This window comes from Streptomyces sp. CA-210063, assembly GCF_024612015.1.
Classification (GTDB): Bacteria; Actinomycetota; Actinomycetes; order Streptomycetales; family Streptomycetaceae; genus Streptomyces.
On record NZ_CP102512.1, the window covers coordinates 2,076,150 to 2,091,325 of the forward strand.

Annotated in this window: 15 protein-coding genes; 4 read left to right on the forward strand and 11 right to left on the reverse strand. The window is 72.0% G+C overall.

Features of this window, described 5'->3' with window-relative positions:
* Positions 1 to 231: 231 nt before the first annotated feature.
* Positions 232 to 1,290, forward strand: coding sequence for a DUF2637 domain-containing protein (locus JIX56_RS09005; RefSeq protein ID WP_257538255.1), 1,059 nt, complete (start codon positions 232 to 234; stop codon positions 1,288 to 1,290).
* A gap of 95 nt (positions 1,291 to 1,385) precedes the next feature.
* On the opposite strand, the gene JIX56_RS09010 is transcribed toward JIX56_RS09005, so the two are convergent.
* On the reverse strand, positions 1,386 to 1,838 hold the full coding sequence (locus tag JIX56_RS09010; protein ID WP_257538256.1) for an ATP-binding protein: 453 nt from the start codon (positions 1,836 to 1,838) through the stop codon (positions 1,386 to 1,388).
* A 476-nt stretch (positions 1,839 to 2,314) separates the two neighbouring features.
* A complete protein-coding gene (locus JIX56_RS47625) occupies positions 2,315 to 3,412 on the reverse strand; it encodes a protein phosphatase 2C domain-containing protein (protein ID WP_443031796.1) in 1,098 nt (365 codons plus the stop codon).
* Positions 3,413 to 4,778: 1,366 nt separating this feature from the next.
* Between JIX56_RS47625 and JIX56_RS09020 the strand changes: the two genes are divergently transcribed.
* The 3 genes from JIX56_RS09020 to JIX56_RS09030 all read left to right on the forward strand — a co-directional run bounded on the left by JIX56_RS09020 (position 4,779) and on the right by JIX56_RS09030 (position 7,130).
* A complete protein-coding gene (locus JIX56_RS09020; RefSeq protein ID WP_257538258.1) occupies positions 4,779 to 5,123 on the forward strand; it encodes a hypothetical protein in 345 nt (114 codons plus the stop codon).
* A 498-nt stretch (positions 5,124 to 5,621) separates the two neighbouring features.
* Entirely contained in the window at positions 5,622 to 6,605 is a 984-nt protein-coding gene (locus JIX56_RS09025; RefSeq protein WP_257538259.1) for a helix-turn-helix transcriptional regulator, read from the forward strand.
* A gap of 42 nt (positions 6,606 to 6,647) precedes the next feature.
* Complete coding sequence (locus tag JIX56_RS09030) at positions 6,648 to 7,130, forward strand: DUF456 domain-containing protein (RefSeq protein WP_257538260.1); 483 nt, start codon at positions 6,648 to 6,650, stop codon at positions 7,128 to 7,130.
* Positions 7,131 to 7,212: 82 nt separating this feature from the next.
* Here JIX56_RS09030 and JIX56_RS09035 read toward each other — a convergent pair whose 3' ends face one another.
* The 9 genes from JIX56_RS09035 to JIX56_RS09075 all read right to left on the reverse strand — a co-directional run bounded on the left by JIX56_RS09035 (position 7,213) and on the right by JIX56_RS09075 (position 15,126).
* On the reverse strand, positions 7,213 to 7,503 hold the full coding sequence (locus JIX56_RS09035) for a hypothetical protein (RefSeq protein ID WP_257538261.1): 291 nt from the start codon (positions 7,501 to 7,503) through the stop codon (positions 7,213 to 7,215).
* Positions 7,504 to 7,537: 34 nt separating this feature from the next.
* A complete protein-coding gene (locus JIX56_RS09040) occupies positions 7,538 to 8,032 on the reverse strand; it encodes a methylated-DNA--[protein]-cysteine S-methyltransferase (protein WP_257538262.1) in 495 nt (164 codons plus the stop codon).
* Positions 8,029 to 9,684 (reverse strand): DNA-3-methyladenine glycosylase 2 family protein, encoded by a 1,656-nt coding sequence (locus JIX56_RS09045; protein ID WP_257538263.1) that lies wholly within the window; start codon positions 9,682 to 9,684, stop codon positions 8,029 to 8,031. The genes JIX56_RS09040 and JIX56_RS09045 overlap by 4 nt, the downstream gene beginning before the upstream one ends.
* Positions 9,685 to 9,829: 145 nt before the next feature.
* A complete protein-coding gene (gene rsgA, locus JIX56_RS09050; RefSeq protein WP_257538283.1) occupies positions 9,830 to 10,942 on the reverse strand; it encodes a ribosome small subunit-dependent GTPase A in 1,113 nt (370 codons plus the stop codon).
* 332 nt (positions 10,943 to 11,274) lie between these two features.
* Positions 11,275 to 11,958, reverse strand: coding sequence for a hypothetical protein (locus JIX56_RS09055; protein WP_306819836.1), 684 nt, complete (start codon positions 11,956 to 11,958; stop codon positions 11,275 to 11,277).
* Positions 11,955 to 12,512 (reverse strand): DUF3291 domain-containing protein, encoded by a 558-nt coding sequence (locus JIX56_RS09060; RefSeq protein WP_257538285.1) that lies wholly within the window; start codon positions 12,510 to 12,512, stop codon positions 11,955 to 11,957. The genes JIX56_RS09055 and JIX56_RS09060 overlap by 4 nt, the downstream gene beginning before the upstream one ends.
* Before the next feature lie 128 nt (positions 12,513 to 12,640).
* Positions 12,641 to 13,132, reverse strand: coding sequence for a methylated-DNA--[protein]-cysteine S-methyltransferase (locus JIX56_RS09065; RefSeq protein ID WP_257538296.1), 492 nt, complete (start codon positions 13,130 to 13,132; stop codon positions 12,641 to 12,643).
* A 363-nt stretch (positions 13,133 to 13,495) separates the two neighbouring features.
* Complete coding sequence (locus JIX56_RS09070; protein WP_257538298.1) at positions 13,496 to 13,873, reverse strand: hypothetical protein; 378 nt, start codon at positions 13,871 to 13,873, stop codon at positions 13,496 to 13,498.
* Complete coding sequence (locus JIX56_RS09075) at positions 13,870 to 15,126, reverse strand: lysine N(6)-hydroxylase/L-ornithine N(5)-oxygenase family protein (RefSeq protein ID WP_257538300.1); 1,257 nt, start codon at positions 15,124 to 15,126, stop codon at positions 13,870 to 13,872. The genes JIX56_RS09070 and JIX56_RS09075 overlap by 4 nt, the downstream gene beginning before the upstream one ends.
* Positions 15,127 to 15,176 lie beyond the last annotated feature (50 nt).

The following is a 15,176-nucleotide window of genomic DNA, read 5'->3' on the forward strand; positions in this document are numbered from 1 at the left end:
GGTGGTTCACAAATTCCTCACTTGCCGCAGGAACTTTCCGTTGAACCACTCGAACGGGTAATCTCACTCGCACTCAACTCCCGTCCCTCGCGCGGTAGTTCGAGCAGAATGCCGCCTGGCGTCACTCATTGCACTTCTTTGGCGGTCTCTTGCCCCGAAACCCCCTGAGGGCCGCGAGGATTGGGCCACTATGGCGGGCGTTACGCCCTATCCCAATGCAAGGGACCCCTGATGAGATTGACCGACATATCGCTGAACTGGCTGCTTCCGGGCGCCGTACTGCTCCTGGGCATGCTGGCGGCGGTTGCGGTGCTCGCGCGCGGCAAGCGCTCCGGGGAGCACGCGAAGACCGAGGATTCGTGGGAACGCAGTGAGGAGCGCCGCAGGCGCAAGGAGGCCCTGTACGGCACGGCCTCCTACATCCTCCTCTTCTGCTGTGCGGCGGTCGCCGCCGCGCTCTCCTTCCGCGGCCTGGTCGGCTTCGGCGAGCAGAACCTGGGCCTCACCAACGGGTGGCAGTACCTGGTTCCGTTCGGCCTGGACGGTGCCGCCATGTTCTGCTCGGTGCTCGCTGTGCGCGAGGCCAGCCACGGTGACGCGGCCCTCGGCTCGCGGATACTCGTATGGACGTTCGCCGGTGCGGCGGCCTGGTTCAACTGGGTGCACGCGCCCAGGGGCCTCGGCCACGACGGCGCCCCGCAGTTCTTCGCCGGCATGTCCATGTCCGCCGCGGTCCTCTTCGACCGCGCGCTGAAGCAGACCCGCCGGGCCGCGCTGCGCGAGCAGGGCCTCGTGCCGCGTCCGCTGCCGCAGATCCGTGTCGTCCGCTGGCTGCGGGCCCCGCGTGAGACGTACAAGGCCTGGTCGCTCATGCTCCTGGAGGGTGTGCGCAGCCTGGACGAGGCCGTGGACGAGGTGCGCGAGGACAAGCGGATCAAGGCCGAGAGCCGTACGCGCAAGCGCGAGCAGGAGCGTCTGGAGCGCGCCCATCTCAAGGCCATCAGCCGGGGCCACCGGGGCCTGCCCGGTCGTGGCGGCGGCGGCGGTGGCGGCGGGCGCCAGGTGGACACCACCGTGGAGCGCGTGCCCGCGGCTCAGGTCGCCTCGGAGCCTGCCATATCGACGCCGGATCAGCTGCCCGTACGTTCGCGTCCCTCCCTGCAGCCCGTACGCAACGGCTCTGACAAGTCGTACACCGTCGACCTCACCGCGGAGGACGACACCATGGCCCTGCCGCGGCTCGACTCCCTGGAGCGCAAGCTCAAGGACCTGGAGCAGCAGTTCGGCTGATCCCGAACCGCACATCGGACCGGGGCGCGGCATCATGCCGCGCCCCGGTCCGTTTTCACGTTTCGGCGTCCTCTTCCGAAGCGGGCCGGCTGTCGCTACGTCAGGCCGCCGTCGAGGTCGAACCACACCGCCTTGCCCACTCCGTGCGCCCGTACCCCCCAGGCGTCGGCGAGGGACTGTACGAGGAGGAGGCCGCGTCCGTGGGTGCCGTCGTCGGCGTTCGGCATCCGCGGTTTGGGCCTGCGTCCCACGAAGTCCCGTACCTCCACGTGGAGTCCGCGCGGTGAGACGGTGGCGGTCAGCACCGCGTCGTGGTCGGTGTGGATGAGCGCGTTGGTGACCAGCTCGCTCGTCAGCAGTTCCGCTATCTCCGATCTTTCCGGCCGCCCCCATTGCCGTAGCAGCTCCCGCAGGGCTCTACGGGCCTCGGGCACCGCCCTCAGGTCGGCCCGCCCGAGTCTGCGCCTGAGCTGTCCGGCACCGGCCTGGTCCGTCCCGTTGTCGGTCGCTTCCCCCACCGCTTCTGCCGAGGAGGCCCCGATCGCCATGGGACCGCTCCCTCGCGCCTGCCTCTTCATGACCCCCGCCCACACGCCGATGACGCTTCCCCTCCCGCTCGAACACGTACACGGGGATCCATGCCCCGTCCGGAACGCGGCACTCATGTCGAATCGTCAACGACCCTCCGTACGCTTTCAAACGCACAGAGTCAAGCCAGCTATCAGTACCTTGTGAGAGCTCTTCCCGCCCCGGAAAATCACCGCACACACCGACGAACCCGGCACCCCACCCCACTCCGGACGCCCCGGTCCGACCGCCGCCGTCGGGCCCAACTGCCCGTGCGGGGCCGCCGATCCGGCCGTATACCACCGGGGCACGGCTGCCGTACGCGTACGGCAGCCGCCGCCCGAGACCGGTCACTCGCCCCGATGATGTTGTTTGGCCGGAACCCTGCGCTTGGTACAGGCCAACCTGCGGCCGAGCGCGGCTGGTTGACGCCTGTTCCTGTCGGCCGTGGTCGTCGTCAGGCCTCCCAGACGGCGGCGGCCGTACGGTCGTCGGCGTAGCCCTTGACCCTGACCTGGGCGTCGGCGAGGAACGCGGCGAGGCCGGGCGGCTCGGCGGCTCCCCAGCGGGCCGCGAGATGCTCGGCGAGCGGGGCCTCTCCGCGCAGGGGTTCGGCCAAGCCGCCGGTGCACAGCAGCAGGACGTCGTCCTCGCGGGCCACGGATGCCCGGAAGCGGAAGGGTTCGCGGGGTGGCACGGGGGCGGGTTCGTACGGGCTCGGAGGTGTCGTGATGCCAAGGTCCATGGTGAGGCGGTCGCCGTCCGGGGTCTCGTGCGGCAGCGAACCGAAGCCGACCACCGGCGCGCCCGCGGTGTCCGCGACCCGGGGCTCTATGTCCTGCCACTCCCCGTCCCGCAGCCGGAACAGTCCCCCGGCGCCGACCCCGAAGAACACGCGCGTACGGCACCGGGGGTCGGCCGGGAGCAGCAGACAGCGCAGGCTCGCCGTGTACTCCTCCGGGTCGAGCCCCTGCTCGACCGCGCCGGCACGCAGTTTGCCGAGGCTGCGGTCGGTGAGCCGGTGCAGTCCGGACTTGAGGTCTCCGCGCCGGCCCGCCCGGATGTCCTCCACCAGCCGTGCGTGGCTGAGCCCGACGGCCCGCCCGATCCACCGGCACGCCTCCGCGGCCGCGCGGTGCGCCCCCGGCGTGGCCCGGGCGCCGGTCGCCATGGCCACCAGCACCAGGGCCTGCTCACCCACCCCGAAACGGGCGGTCAGGAGCGCGTCCCGGCGTGGCTCGCCCCGGTAGCGCGCCGAGTCCCCGCGCAGCGACGCGGCGCGCAGCGTGCACGCCCCGTAACGCGCCCCGTCCAGCACCGTGTCCGCGACCAGATCCCCCAGATCCTCCGGATCCGCCGCCGGCAACGCGGTCGGCTCCGCGTCGTACGTCGGCGGCCCGGACCCCACGTAGTCGACCCGCACCGGCCGGCTGCCGGTGACCAGCGTGATCTCCTGCGCCTGAAGGGTGGGGAGGTCGAGCTGGGTGGACGGCCGGGCGTCGGAGGGCTCGGCGTCGGGCGGCGGGGCCGAGGCCGACGCGGCGGCACCGGCCAAGGCCGCCGAGCCGCCGGTCCGGCGCGCCTCGGGGGTGTGGGGCCCGGTCGAGCCGCTGGCCCCCGAGGACTCCGAAGAGGGCCCCTCCGCCGACCGACGCGCGGCGGGCGGAACGGCGTCGGAAGGCCGCGGCGCGGGCGAGCGCGTCCATGGGCGCGGGGGCGGTGGAGGGCTGGAGGGTCGCGCCTGCGGGGGGACGGAGGGCCGCGGAGGTGTACCGGCGGGGGGTGTGTCCGCCGGGGGGAGGCCGCCGGGAGGTACGTCCCCCGGACGAGGGCCACCGGGGCCGGCAGGCACGTCCGTCGAGGGACTTGAGGCGGGCCCTCGCCCGGCGAGCGGAGGGCGCGGGGGCGTGCCGCCGGGGGGAGTGTCCGCCGGGGGCATACCACCGGCAGGCACGTCCCCCGGAGGAGGGCCACCGGGGCGGGCAGGCACGTCCCCCGGGGGAGGGCCGCCTGGGCCGGCAGGCACGTCCGTCGGGGGACTTGAGGCGGGCCCTCCCCCGACGAGCGGTGGGCGCAGGGGTGTACGGCTGGGGGGTGCATCCGTCGGCGGCATGCCGCCGGGAGGTACGTCCGCCGGAGGACGGCCGCCGGGGACAGGAGGCGCGCCCGCTGGAGGCCAGCCGCCCGGAGTGGAAGGCGCGTCCGTCGAGTGTCGCGAGTCGCGCCCTCTCCCGGTGGGTGACTGTGGGGGCGTACGGCGTCGGGGGGCGGTCACGCGGAAGCCCGACGGGGTGGGCCCGGGCGGGAAGGTCAGGGGACCTGTCGGCTGGACGGGTGGTGGTTCCCAAGGAGCGCGCTGCGGGGTGAGACCACTGCGGCGCAGGGCGTCGGGGCCGGTGTCCGGGGGTGAGGCGGGTTTCGGGGGGTCACCGGCTCGGCCGCCACGTCCGCCTTGGCCGGCGAGACCACTGCGGTCTGCTTGCCCGCTATGGCCACCGCCGGCGGCCTGCCCGCTGGGACCGCCACGGTCGGCCTGCCCGGCGGGGCCACCCCGTCCGCCCTGGCCGACGGGACCACCACGGTCACCTTGCCCGGCGGGACCACCGCCGGCGGCCTGCCCACTGGGACCGCCACGGTCGGCCTGCCCGGCGGGGCCACCCCGTCCGCCCTGCCCGGCCGGACCACCACGGTCGGCCTGTCCGCTGGGACCGCGACGGTCGGCTTGCCCGCTCGGACCACCGCCGGCGGCCTGTCCGCCGACTCGGCCGGCTTCAGCGGACTCACCGGCAGCGGCAAGTCCCTCGGCGCTGCCCCACCCGCCGAGTCCCCCCGGCGGGCCTTGGGAGGGCACCCTGCCCGAGAGGCCGCCCGGGTTGGCCGATGCGGGCCCCGGGGCGTCCTGGGCCGCGGGCGGTCCGCCCGTGCCGCTGGCTCCGGCGGACGGTCCCCCCGGACTGTTCGCCCTGGCGCTCGACTCACCCGGCACCGCGCTCCAGGCACCCGATGTACCCGGCACCGCGCTCCAGGCACCCGCTCGGCTCGACCCGCTTGGCGGACTCGACGCACCCGGCGGATCCGGCGGACTCGACGCACCCGATGGACTCGACGCGCCCGGCGCGCTCCTCGGCGTCGTCGGACTCGTCGGCGGCTTCCCGAGCGTGTCCGCCGCCGAGGCGAAGCGGTCGTCGAGGGAATCGGCCGCGACCGAGGGGCCCGTGTCCCCCTTGGAGTCGTCGTACAACTGCCGCCACCAGTCGTCCTCGTGACCGGTCGGCCTCTCCCCCTGCTGGCTCATGCCCCTAATTGTCCACCTCAGGAGCCGTATGAAAACGGGGCATCCGGAAAATCGGCCCGCGGAGCCGACGACCTAACGGCGTGTCGGACTACACGTCGAACTCCGGTGCGAGGCAAGGGAGTCGAGGGATCGGTGGGGACCGGAAGGATTCGGAGGATCGTCCGAAGCCACCGGTGCCGCCGAGACGGCTTTGGAACGGTCCGGTTTGGACAGTCCGGTTTGGACAGTCCGGTTTGGAACGGTCCGGCGGGAAGAAGCCGCCGGGCGGTGCCACCCCCACAGGAGAAACCGCCCGGCGGCGCCGGATGACCGGGGGCGCGCTGCGGGCGCGCGGGCTGGTCGGCCGAGTGTGAGGCATGTTCCTGGTATTCCGCTGTATGACCCCGCCGACCAGTGCGGTGTGCGGTGCGGTGATGATGTGCCGAGGCGGAAACGCCGGGAAAGGCACGGCAAGGGAGGGCGTCGTCGCATGCTGGGAGCGATAGGGCTCGACGAGACGCACGAGTCGGCGTACCGGGCCCTGGTGTCCGTGGGCGCCGCCGACGTACCGGACCTGGCGCGCCGGCTCACGCTCGGGGAGCACGACACCGAGCGCGCGCTGCGTCGGCTGGAGCGGCACGGTCTCGCGGCCCAGTCCTCCGCCCGCCCCGGCCGCTGGGTGGCCGCGCCGCCCGGCGTGGCCCTGGGCGCGCTGCTCACCCAGCAGCGGCACGAATTGGAGAAGGCCGAGCTGGCGGCGGCGATCCTCGCCGAGGAGTACCGGGCGAGCGCGGCCGAGCCCGCCGCCCACGACCTGGTCGAGGTGGTGATCGGCTCGGCCGCCATAGCGCAGCGCTTCCTGCAGATCCAGCTCGGTGCCACGGAGGAGGTGTGCGCCATGGTCACCGGCGCGCCGATCGCGGTCTCCGGGCCGGAGAACAATCCCGCCGAGGAGCAGGCCACCGGCCGCGGTGTCGGCTACCGCGTGGTGGTCGAGCGGGCCGTCCTGGACGAGGACAGCGGGCTCACCGAGCTGTCGGCCGCGCTGGGCCGGGAGGAACGGGTGCGGGTGATGGACGAGGTGCCGACGAAGCTGGTCATCGCCGACCGGACGCTCGCGATGGTCCCGCTCACCACCCACACCGCCGAGCCCGCCGCGCTCGTCGTCCACGCGAGCGGTCTGCTGGAGCTGCTGTCCGGCCTGTTCGAGTCGGTGTGGCGGCAGGCCCTGCCGCTGCGGCTCGGCGTCGGCCGCGTCACCGAGGACGTACCGGACGGCCCCGACGACACCGATCTGGAGATCCTCTCCCTGCTGCTGGCCGGCATGACCGACGCAAGCGTCGCCAAACAGCTCGATCTGGGCCTGCGGACCGTGCAGCGCCGGGTGAAACGCCTGATGGAGCTGACCGGTGTGACGACCCGCCTGCAACTGGGCTGGCACGCGTACGAGCGCGCGTGGGTGATCCGGGACTGACACTGACCTGCGCTTTCTCGCGCGGTCCTGCACCCTGGGCAGATGGGAGCGTGGGAACTCCTGCTGGTCGGAGTGGTGGTGCTGCTCGGCCTGTGCGGAGTGCTGGTGCCCGGCGTACCGGGGTCCTGGCTGGTGTGGGCCGGGGTCATGTGGTGGGCGCTGGAGGACCCGCGGCCGATCGCCTGGTGGGTTCTCGTGGGCGCCACCGTGGTCCTGCTCCTGTCCCGGGCGATCCGCTGGGTCCTGCCGCCCCGGCGCGTGGCGGAGAGCGGCGCCACCCCCCGAATGGCCGTGTACGCCGGTGTCGGCTGCCTCCTCGGTTTCGTCCTCCTCCCCGTGCTCGGCGCGATCCCCGGCTTCGTCGGCGGCATCTACCTCTCGGAACGGCTCCGCCTCGGCCGCCACGGCGCGGCGAAGGCCGCGACGCGCACGGCGATGCGCTCGGGCGGGTCGAGCGTCCTGGCGGAGCTGTTCGCGTGCCTGCTGGTCACGGGGGCGTGGGTGGGCGTGGTGTTCGGGGGCTGAGACGGGCCGGTGGTCGTTGTCCTCACGACGGCACGGGTCACGGGGTCACGGGTTACGGCGGTACGGGGTACGGCGGTACGGGTTATGGCGTCACGTCGGACAGGTCGATCGCGTCGGCCAGGGCGCGCATGCCCCGCGTCGTTGAAGTGGAGGTGGTCGCCGGGGTCGTAGGCGGGACGGATCCGATGCGGGCGGACGGGGTCGCGGACGGCCCGGTCCAATCCGCCACCGCGTCGAAGATCCCGCCACCCCTGATCGAGGCGTTACCCGCCTGCCGTACGCCTTCCCGGGCCGCCGTGTACGCGCCGTGATCGCCGTACGGGGTGAGCGTGGCGCCGATGACCCGGATACCGCGGGCGTGGGAACGGTCCACGAGACACAGGCCGAGTGGACCGGTCCAAGCAGTGCTAGAGCACGCCCTCCAGGCCGAGGAGCAGGCGTTTACGGTCGAGGCCGCCGGCGTACCCCGTGAGGGTGCCGTCCGCGCCGATCACCCGGTGGCAGGGGCGGACGACGAGGAGCGGGTTGGCGCCGATCGCGCCACCGACGGCCCGGACGGCGGCGCGGGGCGCGCCGATGCGGGCGGCGATGGCACCGTAGGTGGTGGTCGCGCCGTACGGGACGTCGTCGAGCGCGGCCCAGACCCGCTGCCGGAAGTCGGTGCCCTCGCCGCGCAACTCCAGTCGGAACTCCTTGAGTTCACCGGCGAAGTAGGCGGCGAGCTGTTCCTCGGCCGCGTGGAAGGGCCCCGGGTCGCGCAGCCAGTCCGCCAGCGGGACCCGGCCGCCCTTCTGCTCCGGTACGGAGAGGGAGGTGAGAGCGCCCAAGTCGTCGGCGGTGAGGAGGAGTTGCCCGACGGGGCTGTCGACGGTGGTGTAGTACGTCCGTTGTCCGGTGCTCACGGCTGAACTCCCTGTACCTGTACGTGCGAAGCCGTGTCCGACTCCGACTCGCCTGCTGTCCTGAGGTGTTGAAGGGCGTACGACCGCCAGGGCCGCCAGGCGTCCGGCACGACCTCGCCCGGCGGCGCCACGTCCGGGTCGCCGAGGGCGCGGGTGCGGATCGCGGCGACGGTGTGGGCGTCCAGGCCCGGCAGCGCGCGCAGCGCGGCCTCGGCCTCGGCCCGGTCGGCGCCCACGTCGAGGCGTACGGTGCCGTCGGCGAGGGCGGTGGCAAGGGTGCCGAGCGGGCCGTCCGCCCCGGCCAGCGCGGCCGGTTCGGGGAACAGGTGCGTCAGCGTCCCGTGCGGGGCGTCCAGCGCCTTCCCGTATGCCTGGACCAGCCGTTCCGCCTCCCCGCGCCCCACGAGCGCCCGTACCGCGAACTCCTCCGGATCGGCCGCTCCGGGTGAGCGCAGCCCCGGCCTGGCGGCGACGAGCGGGGCGAGCCGCGGGTCCTTCCCGAGGCGCTCGTCCACGGCGTACGGATCCGCGTCGAGATCGAAGAGCCGGCGCAGCCGCTGCACGGCGGTGGTGAGGTCCCGGGGGTCGGTGAGATGGAGCCGGGCGTCGAGCCAGCCGCCGGGGTGGCCCTTCGAGGGCGACGTCATGGTCCGCCGACCGCCCGCCCGTCCGTCCGGTCCGGCCGCCGTATGCCCGGGACGACCACCCGGCCGCCCGTCCGAATCCGCCGCCCCACGGCCAGGACGACCACCCGGCCGCCCATCCGAATCCGCCGCCCCACGGCCAGGACGACCACCCGGCCGCCCATCCGAATCCGCCGCCCCACGCCCCGGACGACCACCCGGCCGCCCGTATGCGGCCGTCCCCGAACGCCCCCGGCGCCCACCCGGTCGTTCGTCGATCTCGGCGATTCCCGTGCCGTACGGCAGTCGGAGAGTGCGTCGATATGTGCGGTGGCCGCGTTCGCCGGTGACTTCCTCGATGCCGGTGACGGCCTCGGCGGCGAGGACGTCGAAGAGGGCGGTGGACCGGTACGAGCCCCGGTAGGCGAGCCGCAGGGGGATACCGGCGGTCGGTGTGCCGACGGACCGTCGGGGCCTCGCCGCGCGCAGTCCGCTGGGCGTCATGGCGTAGACCGCCCTGATCGTGTCGTTGAACTGGCGGACGCTGGCGAAGCCCGCCGCGAAGGCGATCTCGGTGACCGGCAGTCCGGTGGTCTGGAGGAGGACGCGCGCGGTGTGGGCCCGCTGGGCGCGGGCCAGTGCGACGGGGCCGGCGCCGACCTCGGCGGTGAGCTGCCGCTGGACCTGGCGTGCGCTGTATCCCAGCCGCACGGCCAGGCCGGCGACACCCTCCCGGTCGACGACGCCGTCCCCGATGAGCCGCATGGCCCGGCCCACGGCGTCCGCGCGCACGTTCCACTCGGCCGATCCGGGCACGGCGTCCGGCCGACACCGCCGACAGGCCCGGAAACCGGCGCCCTGGGCGGCGGCCGCGGTCGCGTAGAAGCGGACGTTCTCCCGTTTCGGCGTCACCGCCGGGCAGCTCGGCCGGCAGTAGATGCCGGTCGTCTCGACGGCGAAGAAGAACTCCCCGTCGAACCGCCCGTCCCTGCTGCGCACGGCCTCGTACCTGGTGTCTTCGTCCTTCATGACAACCAGTGTCGACCACGCCGGCCGCCGGGGCTGGCGGGATTCGGACACGACATTGCGCCCCTGGGAAAGCAGGGGCGCAGCCCCGCTTTCCCAGGGGCGCGGGGAACTGCGCGACAAGCCACAGACTCCCCGCAGCCAAAAATCAGCGCCGCCCCCTCTTCGCCTCCATCGCCGCGCGCCCCTCCGCGCCCTTCCGCTTCCACTCCTTTCGGATCTCGGCCCGCACGCGGGCGTCGCTCTTCGCCACGATCCGCTGGTTCTCGCGGAGCAGTTTCCGGTAGCTGTCGAGCCGTCGCTCGGGCAGTTCGCCGGTCTCGACCGCGCCGAGGACCGCGCAGCCGGGCTCGGCGAGGTGCGCGCAGTCGTGGAAACGGCAGTCCGCGGCCAGTTCCTCGATCTCGGCGAAGACCTGCCCGACCCCGCTCTCGGCGTCCCAGAGGCCGACGCCACGGAGGCCGGGGGTGTCGATGAGGACCCCTCCGCCGGGGAGGGCGAGGAGGTTGCGGGTGGTCGTGGTGTGCCGTCCCTTGCCGTCCACGTCGCGGATGGCCCGGACGTCCATGACGTCTTCGCCGAGCAGCGCGTTGGCGAGGGTCGACTTGCCGGCGCCGGACTGCCCGAGCAGCACGGAGGTGCCGCCGGAGAGCACCGCGGCGAGGACGTCGAGGCCCTCGCCGAGGGCGGAGCTGACCGTCAACACGGCGACGCCGGGCGCGACGGTCTCCACGTCCTGCACCAGATGCGCCAGCGTGGCCGCTTCCGGCACGAGGTCGGCCTTGGTGAGCACGACCACCGGCAGTGCCCCGGACTCCCAGGCCAGCGCCAGGAACCGTTCGACGCGGCCGAGGTCGAGTTCCACGGCGAGTGACACGCAGATGACGACGTAATCGACGTTGGTGGCCAGTAGCTGGCCCTCGGAGCGCTTCGACGAGGTCGAGCGGACGAAGGCGGTACGACGCGGGAGGAGCGTCCGCACATAGCGCGGGTCGCTGCCTTCAGGGTCGACGGCGACCCAGTCACCCGTGCACACGATCTTCATCGGGTCGCGGGGGACGACGAACTCTGTGTCCGCGCGGACGGCACCGGCCGGAGTGATGACGTCGCACTGGCCGCGGTCGACCCGTACGACACGGCCGGGCAGCAGACCCTGCCCGGCATACGGGGCGAACTCGGCCTCCCAGCCCGCATCCCAGCCGTACGACACGAGCGGATGCGAGGAGGTCGCGGAAGAACCCAGGAGAGAAGAGAAAGACAAGGGGGAGACCCTTCACATGGGTGGCCCCGGCACCGCGCTCACTGGCACGGGAGAAGTGGAGAGGTCAGCCGGAGGCCACAGAGGTGGACTTGATGAACTTCCGGATGCGGGCAGCGCCCATCTCAAAGACAGCCATCGGTCACACCTCCCAACCATGCCAAGTCATCCGCAGCGGTTCTCGGTCACCGCTCGAACAGCAGCAACCCTAGAGGTACACGGACCCGCGATGCCATCGAATTACGGCGTACCACCTCGCCGCCGTGTGCGTTCGGTGCGGACCCGCTCCCGGTACCGGTCGGCATGGCCGGCGTGCGCCCAGCCGTGGTCCATGGTCACGGGGTGAGCACCTCCAGCACCGCGTCCGCGGTCCCGGCCACACCGGGAAGTTCCTCGATGAGCGTCACCGGCACGTCCCGTACCTCTTCCAGCATCAGTTTGCGAAGGCTCTTCCGGTAGCTGTCGAAGCCCAGCCGTTCGGGACGCTCGCCGTAGTACTCCAGGGGGTTGGGCCGGGCGCCTTCGGCCGAACGCCGCGAGGCGGACGCGGCGGACACGTCGAGGTAGACCACCGCGCGTGGCTGCGGGAAGGAGCGCCACCAGGTGTACATGGGGTTCTGCTCGATACCGGCCAGCCGGCACTTGGCGAGGATCTTGTAGTAGTAGGAGTCCATCAGCAGCGGAACGTCCTCGTCCTGGCGCTCCACCTGGTCCCTGAGGTGGACGACGGCGGTCTGCAGGACGCCGGCCAGGAAATCCACGGAGTAGGACGTCCCGAGGTTCGGCAGGACGTCCTCGACGACCTGGCGGCGCAGTGCCCCGACGAGTTCGTGGCCCCGCCCGATGAAGGCGTCGTCCGTGGACAGCATCCGCCACCCGGGCAGCCGGGCCGCGACCTCCGCCATGACCGAGGACTTGCCCGCGCCGTCCGGGCCCAACAGCACGTAGAACGGTCGGTCGGTGTGACCGGATGCCGTGCTCCGTCCGCTGGGCCCGCTGCGTACGCCGGGGGCACTCACAGGAGAGGGGAAGCGGGCACCGAGTGCTCGGAAGAGCCGGGCTCCGGAATAGCCGCGCCGGGAATTTCCGTGCCGGGAATTTCCGTGCCGGGCGGGAAATTCTGTTTGAAGGTGAACGCGTACGGCGTGGGGCCGTTCGCCCGCAGGTGCCTGACCCTTTCCTCGGCCTCGGCCGTGGTCGGGCGGTGGCCGGCCGGGACCCACCACAGCGCGTACGCGGCCGCGGTCATGTGCTGGAACCATTCCCGCCGCCTGCGTACGAATTCGCGGTGCTCGCCGGAGTAGGTGAATTTCTCGAGTTCCTCGATCGACGCCCATACCGATATGTTCACGAGTGCGCCCGCACTGTCGCCCGCGTCCCACTCGAATCCCGGGTCATCGTCGGTCTGTCGCCAGACGAAACCCGGCGCCGCCTCTGCCAGTGCGAACATGGGTCCCAGGTTGTCCATGAAGCCGCTCATGCGCGGATCGTCCGCCGGCGCCGCCATCCTGCCGACGTTCACGTGTACGAGTTCGAAATCCATTCCTGTCACCCCTTCAGCGATCTTTCCCATGTCCTCAATTCTTTCCGAGTGACGGTCGAATTACGCTGGCAACAACTTGCCAGTTGCGCGGATCAACGGGGAGTGGAAATCGGTGCCGTTTTTGCGATTTCACTTCGTCATGCACTCGGGTCAGTTCCTCAGAACAGTGCCGTTCCCCGTTCGAAGTCCAGGAGCCGCCGCTTGTGTTCCAGGCCGCCGCCGTATCCGGTGAGGCTGCCGTTTGCGCCGACGACACGGTGGCAGGGCACGATGATGCTGATGGGGTTCCTGCCGTTGGCGAGGCCGACCGCACGAGACGCCTTGGGGTTGCCCAGGGTGTCGGCCAGTTCGCCGTACGAGCGGGTCTCGCCGTACGGGATCCTCCGCAACTGTTCCCAGACGCGACGCTGGAAGGGTGTGCCGTCCAGCCTCAGTTCGAGGGTGAACTCCTTCAACTCGCCCGCGAAATAGCCCGCCAGCTGTTCTTCTGCCTCGCCGAAGGGTGTGTCGTCGCGGGCACCGAAGGTCTCCTCCGGTGGACTGTGGCGCCGCACGCTCAGGTAGAGGCCGCACAGGACGCCGTCGGCGGCGGCCAGGGTGAGCGGACCGTACGGGCTGTCGACGACGGTGTGGCACCTCGCTTGGTTCACTGAACGTCCTTGCGCGGGAGGCAGGTTGAGCGGTCCGCCTGGTCGGCGGCCTTTCCTTGCTGTTGATTCTGGCCGGGGCGCGGTCGGACGATGTCGGCAACAACCTGCCACTTGCGACGATCAGTTCAGTGGGCCAATGCGGTCTCCTCCACGGTCCCCGGGGCGATGCCGTCAGTGGCGAGGACGAGCGAGCCTCGGATTTCATGGAGACGGTGGCACGAGTCGGGAGATCGGGAGAGAGGACGGCGGTGCGGGATCTCTCGACGGGTGTACGGCTCTCACGCCGCGGCAGCGGCGGCCCGCGCGCTCGGCCGGGCCGCCGCGGGGAGAGATCCTCGCTCGGTGACGGTTCGTCACATGAGGTCAGGCCGACGGCTCGTGCTGCGGAATCTCCTCGATGTAGGACACCCCGCGGGACGCCCCGGGTCCGAAGCGCTCCCAGTCCTCACGGAGCCGGATGCGCCCGTCGGGAAGGATCTCCGGGGTGCTGACACAGCGGCCGGACACGACGTTCTCGTCCGCGAGGACCTGGCAGTAGACCAGGTCGAGGCGGCCGTCGCCGATCTGCCGGCCGACCAGGTAGCCCTTTACCACGGCGCCGCCGGAGAACTCCGCCCAGACGGTGTCGCGCTCCTGGTGGTAGCGGCCCACCGGGGCGCCGGTGCCGGTGGCTGTTTCGGCCGCAGCGGACCGGAACGACCTGCCGTCGTAGTCGATCGCCCCGGTGACATCCGCCGTCATGACGCCATCTGCCAGCGGGTGCTGACGCTGGTGTCGCGGATGGTGAAGATCTCACTCTCGAACAGCGAGTTGATGACCGTGGCGCTGCGCACCGACAGCAGGGTCAGGTTGGCGTCCGGGATGCCGTGCGTGTGGCGGGACCGGTTGAGCGCGAAGATCCGGTGGCCGTCCGGGCCCTTCCAGCGCACCGAGTAGTCGCTGTCCACGAGCATCTCCCCGGTGTCGTCCAGCTCGATCCGCTCGAGCAGCTCGGGGTCCAGCGGCGGCTCGGCCGCGCGTCGGCCGGTGGCCAGCACGGCGTGCGCGACACGGTGCTCCTCACGCCCCACGGGGGAGACCGCGTGCAGGGTGAGCCGGTCGCCGTCGGCCCCGGCCGAGACCACGTCGCGCTCCGGGTAGAGCGTCACCGGGTACTCGCTGTGACGCAGCATCCCTTCGTAGTTGGCCTGGGAGATCGCGCGGAGAGTGCCCGAGGTGATGGCGTCCCCGGTCAGGACGTGACCGTCCACCAACCGGCGGCGCGTCTCGCGGGGCACGTCCTGCAGGAACTGGACGTACGCCGGGCGGTAGAAGTCGTTGGCCGTCGGCGAGTCGTCCATCGGCTGGAACCAGGGACGGCGGCCGAACCAGGAGATGCGGGTGAACCCGCGACCCAGCAGCTCCAGCACGGACTCCGCGCCGGTCTGCCCGCCGCCCACCACCGCGATCGGGTCCGCCGGGTCCAGCAGGGGCAACCGGGCGGTCAGCTCTTCGGGGAAGAAGGCCCGGTCGCCCAGCACGCCGGCCAGGCCGGGGGGCGCGGACGGCTTGCTGCCGAGCCCCAGCACCAGGTGGTCGCTGGTGGCCACGAGCTCGCCGCCGGCGTGGTAGGCGAAGCCGTTGTCGAAGGTGATGCGGTCGATGTCGGTGTTGTAGCGGACGCAGTCGAGCTGCTCGGACGCCCAGCGCAGGTACTGCGCGTACTCCTGCCGCGGGATGGTGTCGAACTGGGCGTTGAGCAGACCCCAGGCCCGCCCGGTGGAGACCATGTAGTTGATGAACGACATCCGGTGGCACGGATCGGCGAACGAGACCAGGTCCTTCAGCCATGAGGTCTGCAGGCACACGCCGCTGAGCATCAGGTCCGGATGCCAGGAGAAATCGGGTCGCCGCTCCAGCAGGGCTATCCGGTGAGGTGCGACGGACTCGAAAAGGGCGGCCAGGCTCAGATTGGCCGGGCCGGCTCCGACGCCGACGGTGTGGTAATGGCGCATGGCAGTCTTCTCCAACGGTGGTTGGCCAGTGGGTTCTTGTGTTCGGGCTG

Coding starts and splice junctions, on each gene's coding strand:
- JIX56_RS09005 (WP_257538255.1), top strand. CDS start 232: ATGAGATTGACCGACATATCGCTGAACTGGCTGCTTCCGGGCGCCGTA.
- JIX56_RS09010 (WP_257538256.1), bottom strand. CDS start 1,838: ATGGCGATCGGGGCCTCCTCGGCAGAAGCGGTGGGGGAAGCGACCGAC.
- JIX56_RS09025 (WP_257538259.1), top strand. CDS start 5,622: ATGCTGGGAGCGATAGGGCTCGACGAGACGCACGAGTCGGCGTACCGG.
- JIX56_RS09030 (WP_257538260.1), top strand. CDS start 6,648: ATGGGAGCGTGGGAACTCCTGCTGGTCGGAGTGGTGGTGCTGCTCGGC.
- JIX56_RS09045 (WP_257538263.1), bottom strand. CDS start 9,684: ATGAAGGACGAAGACACCAGGTACGAGGCCGTGCGCAGCAGGGACGGG.
- JIX56_RS09060 (WP_257538285.1), bottom strand. CDS start 12,512: ATGGGAAAGATCGCTGAAGGGGTGACAGGAATGGATTTCGAACTCGTA.
- JIX56_RS09070 (WP_257538298.1), bottom strand. CDS start 13,873: ATGACGGCGGATGTCACCGGGGCGATCGACTACGACGGCAGGTCGTTC.
- JIX56_RS09075 (WP_257538300.1), bottom strand. CDS start 15,126: ATGCGCCATTACCACACCGTCGGCGTCGGAGCCGGCCCGGCCAATCTG.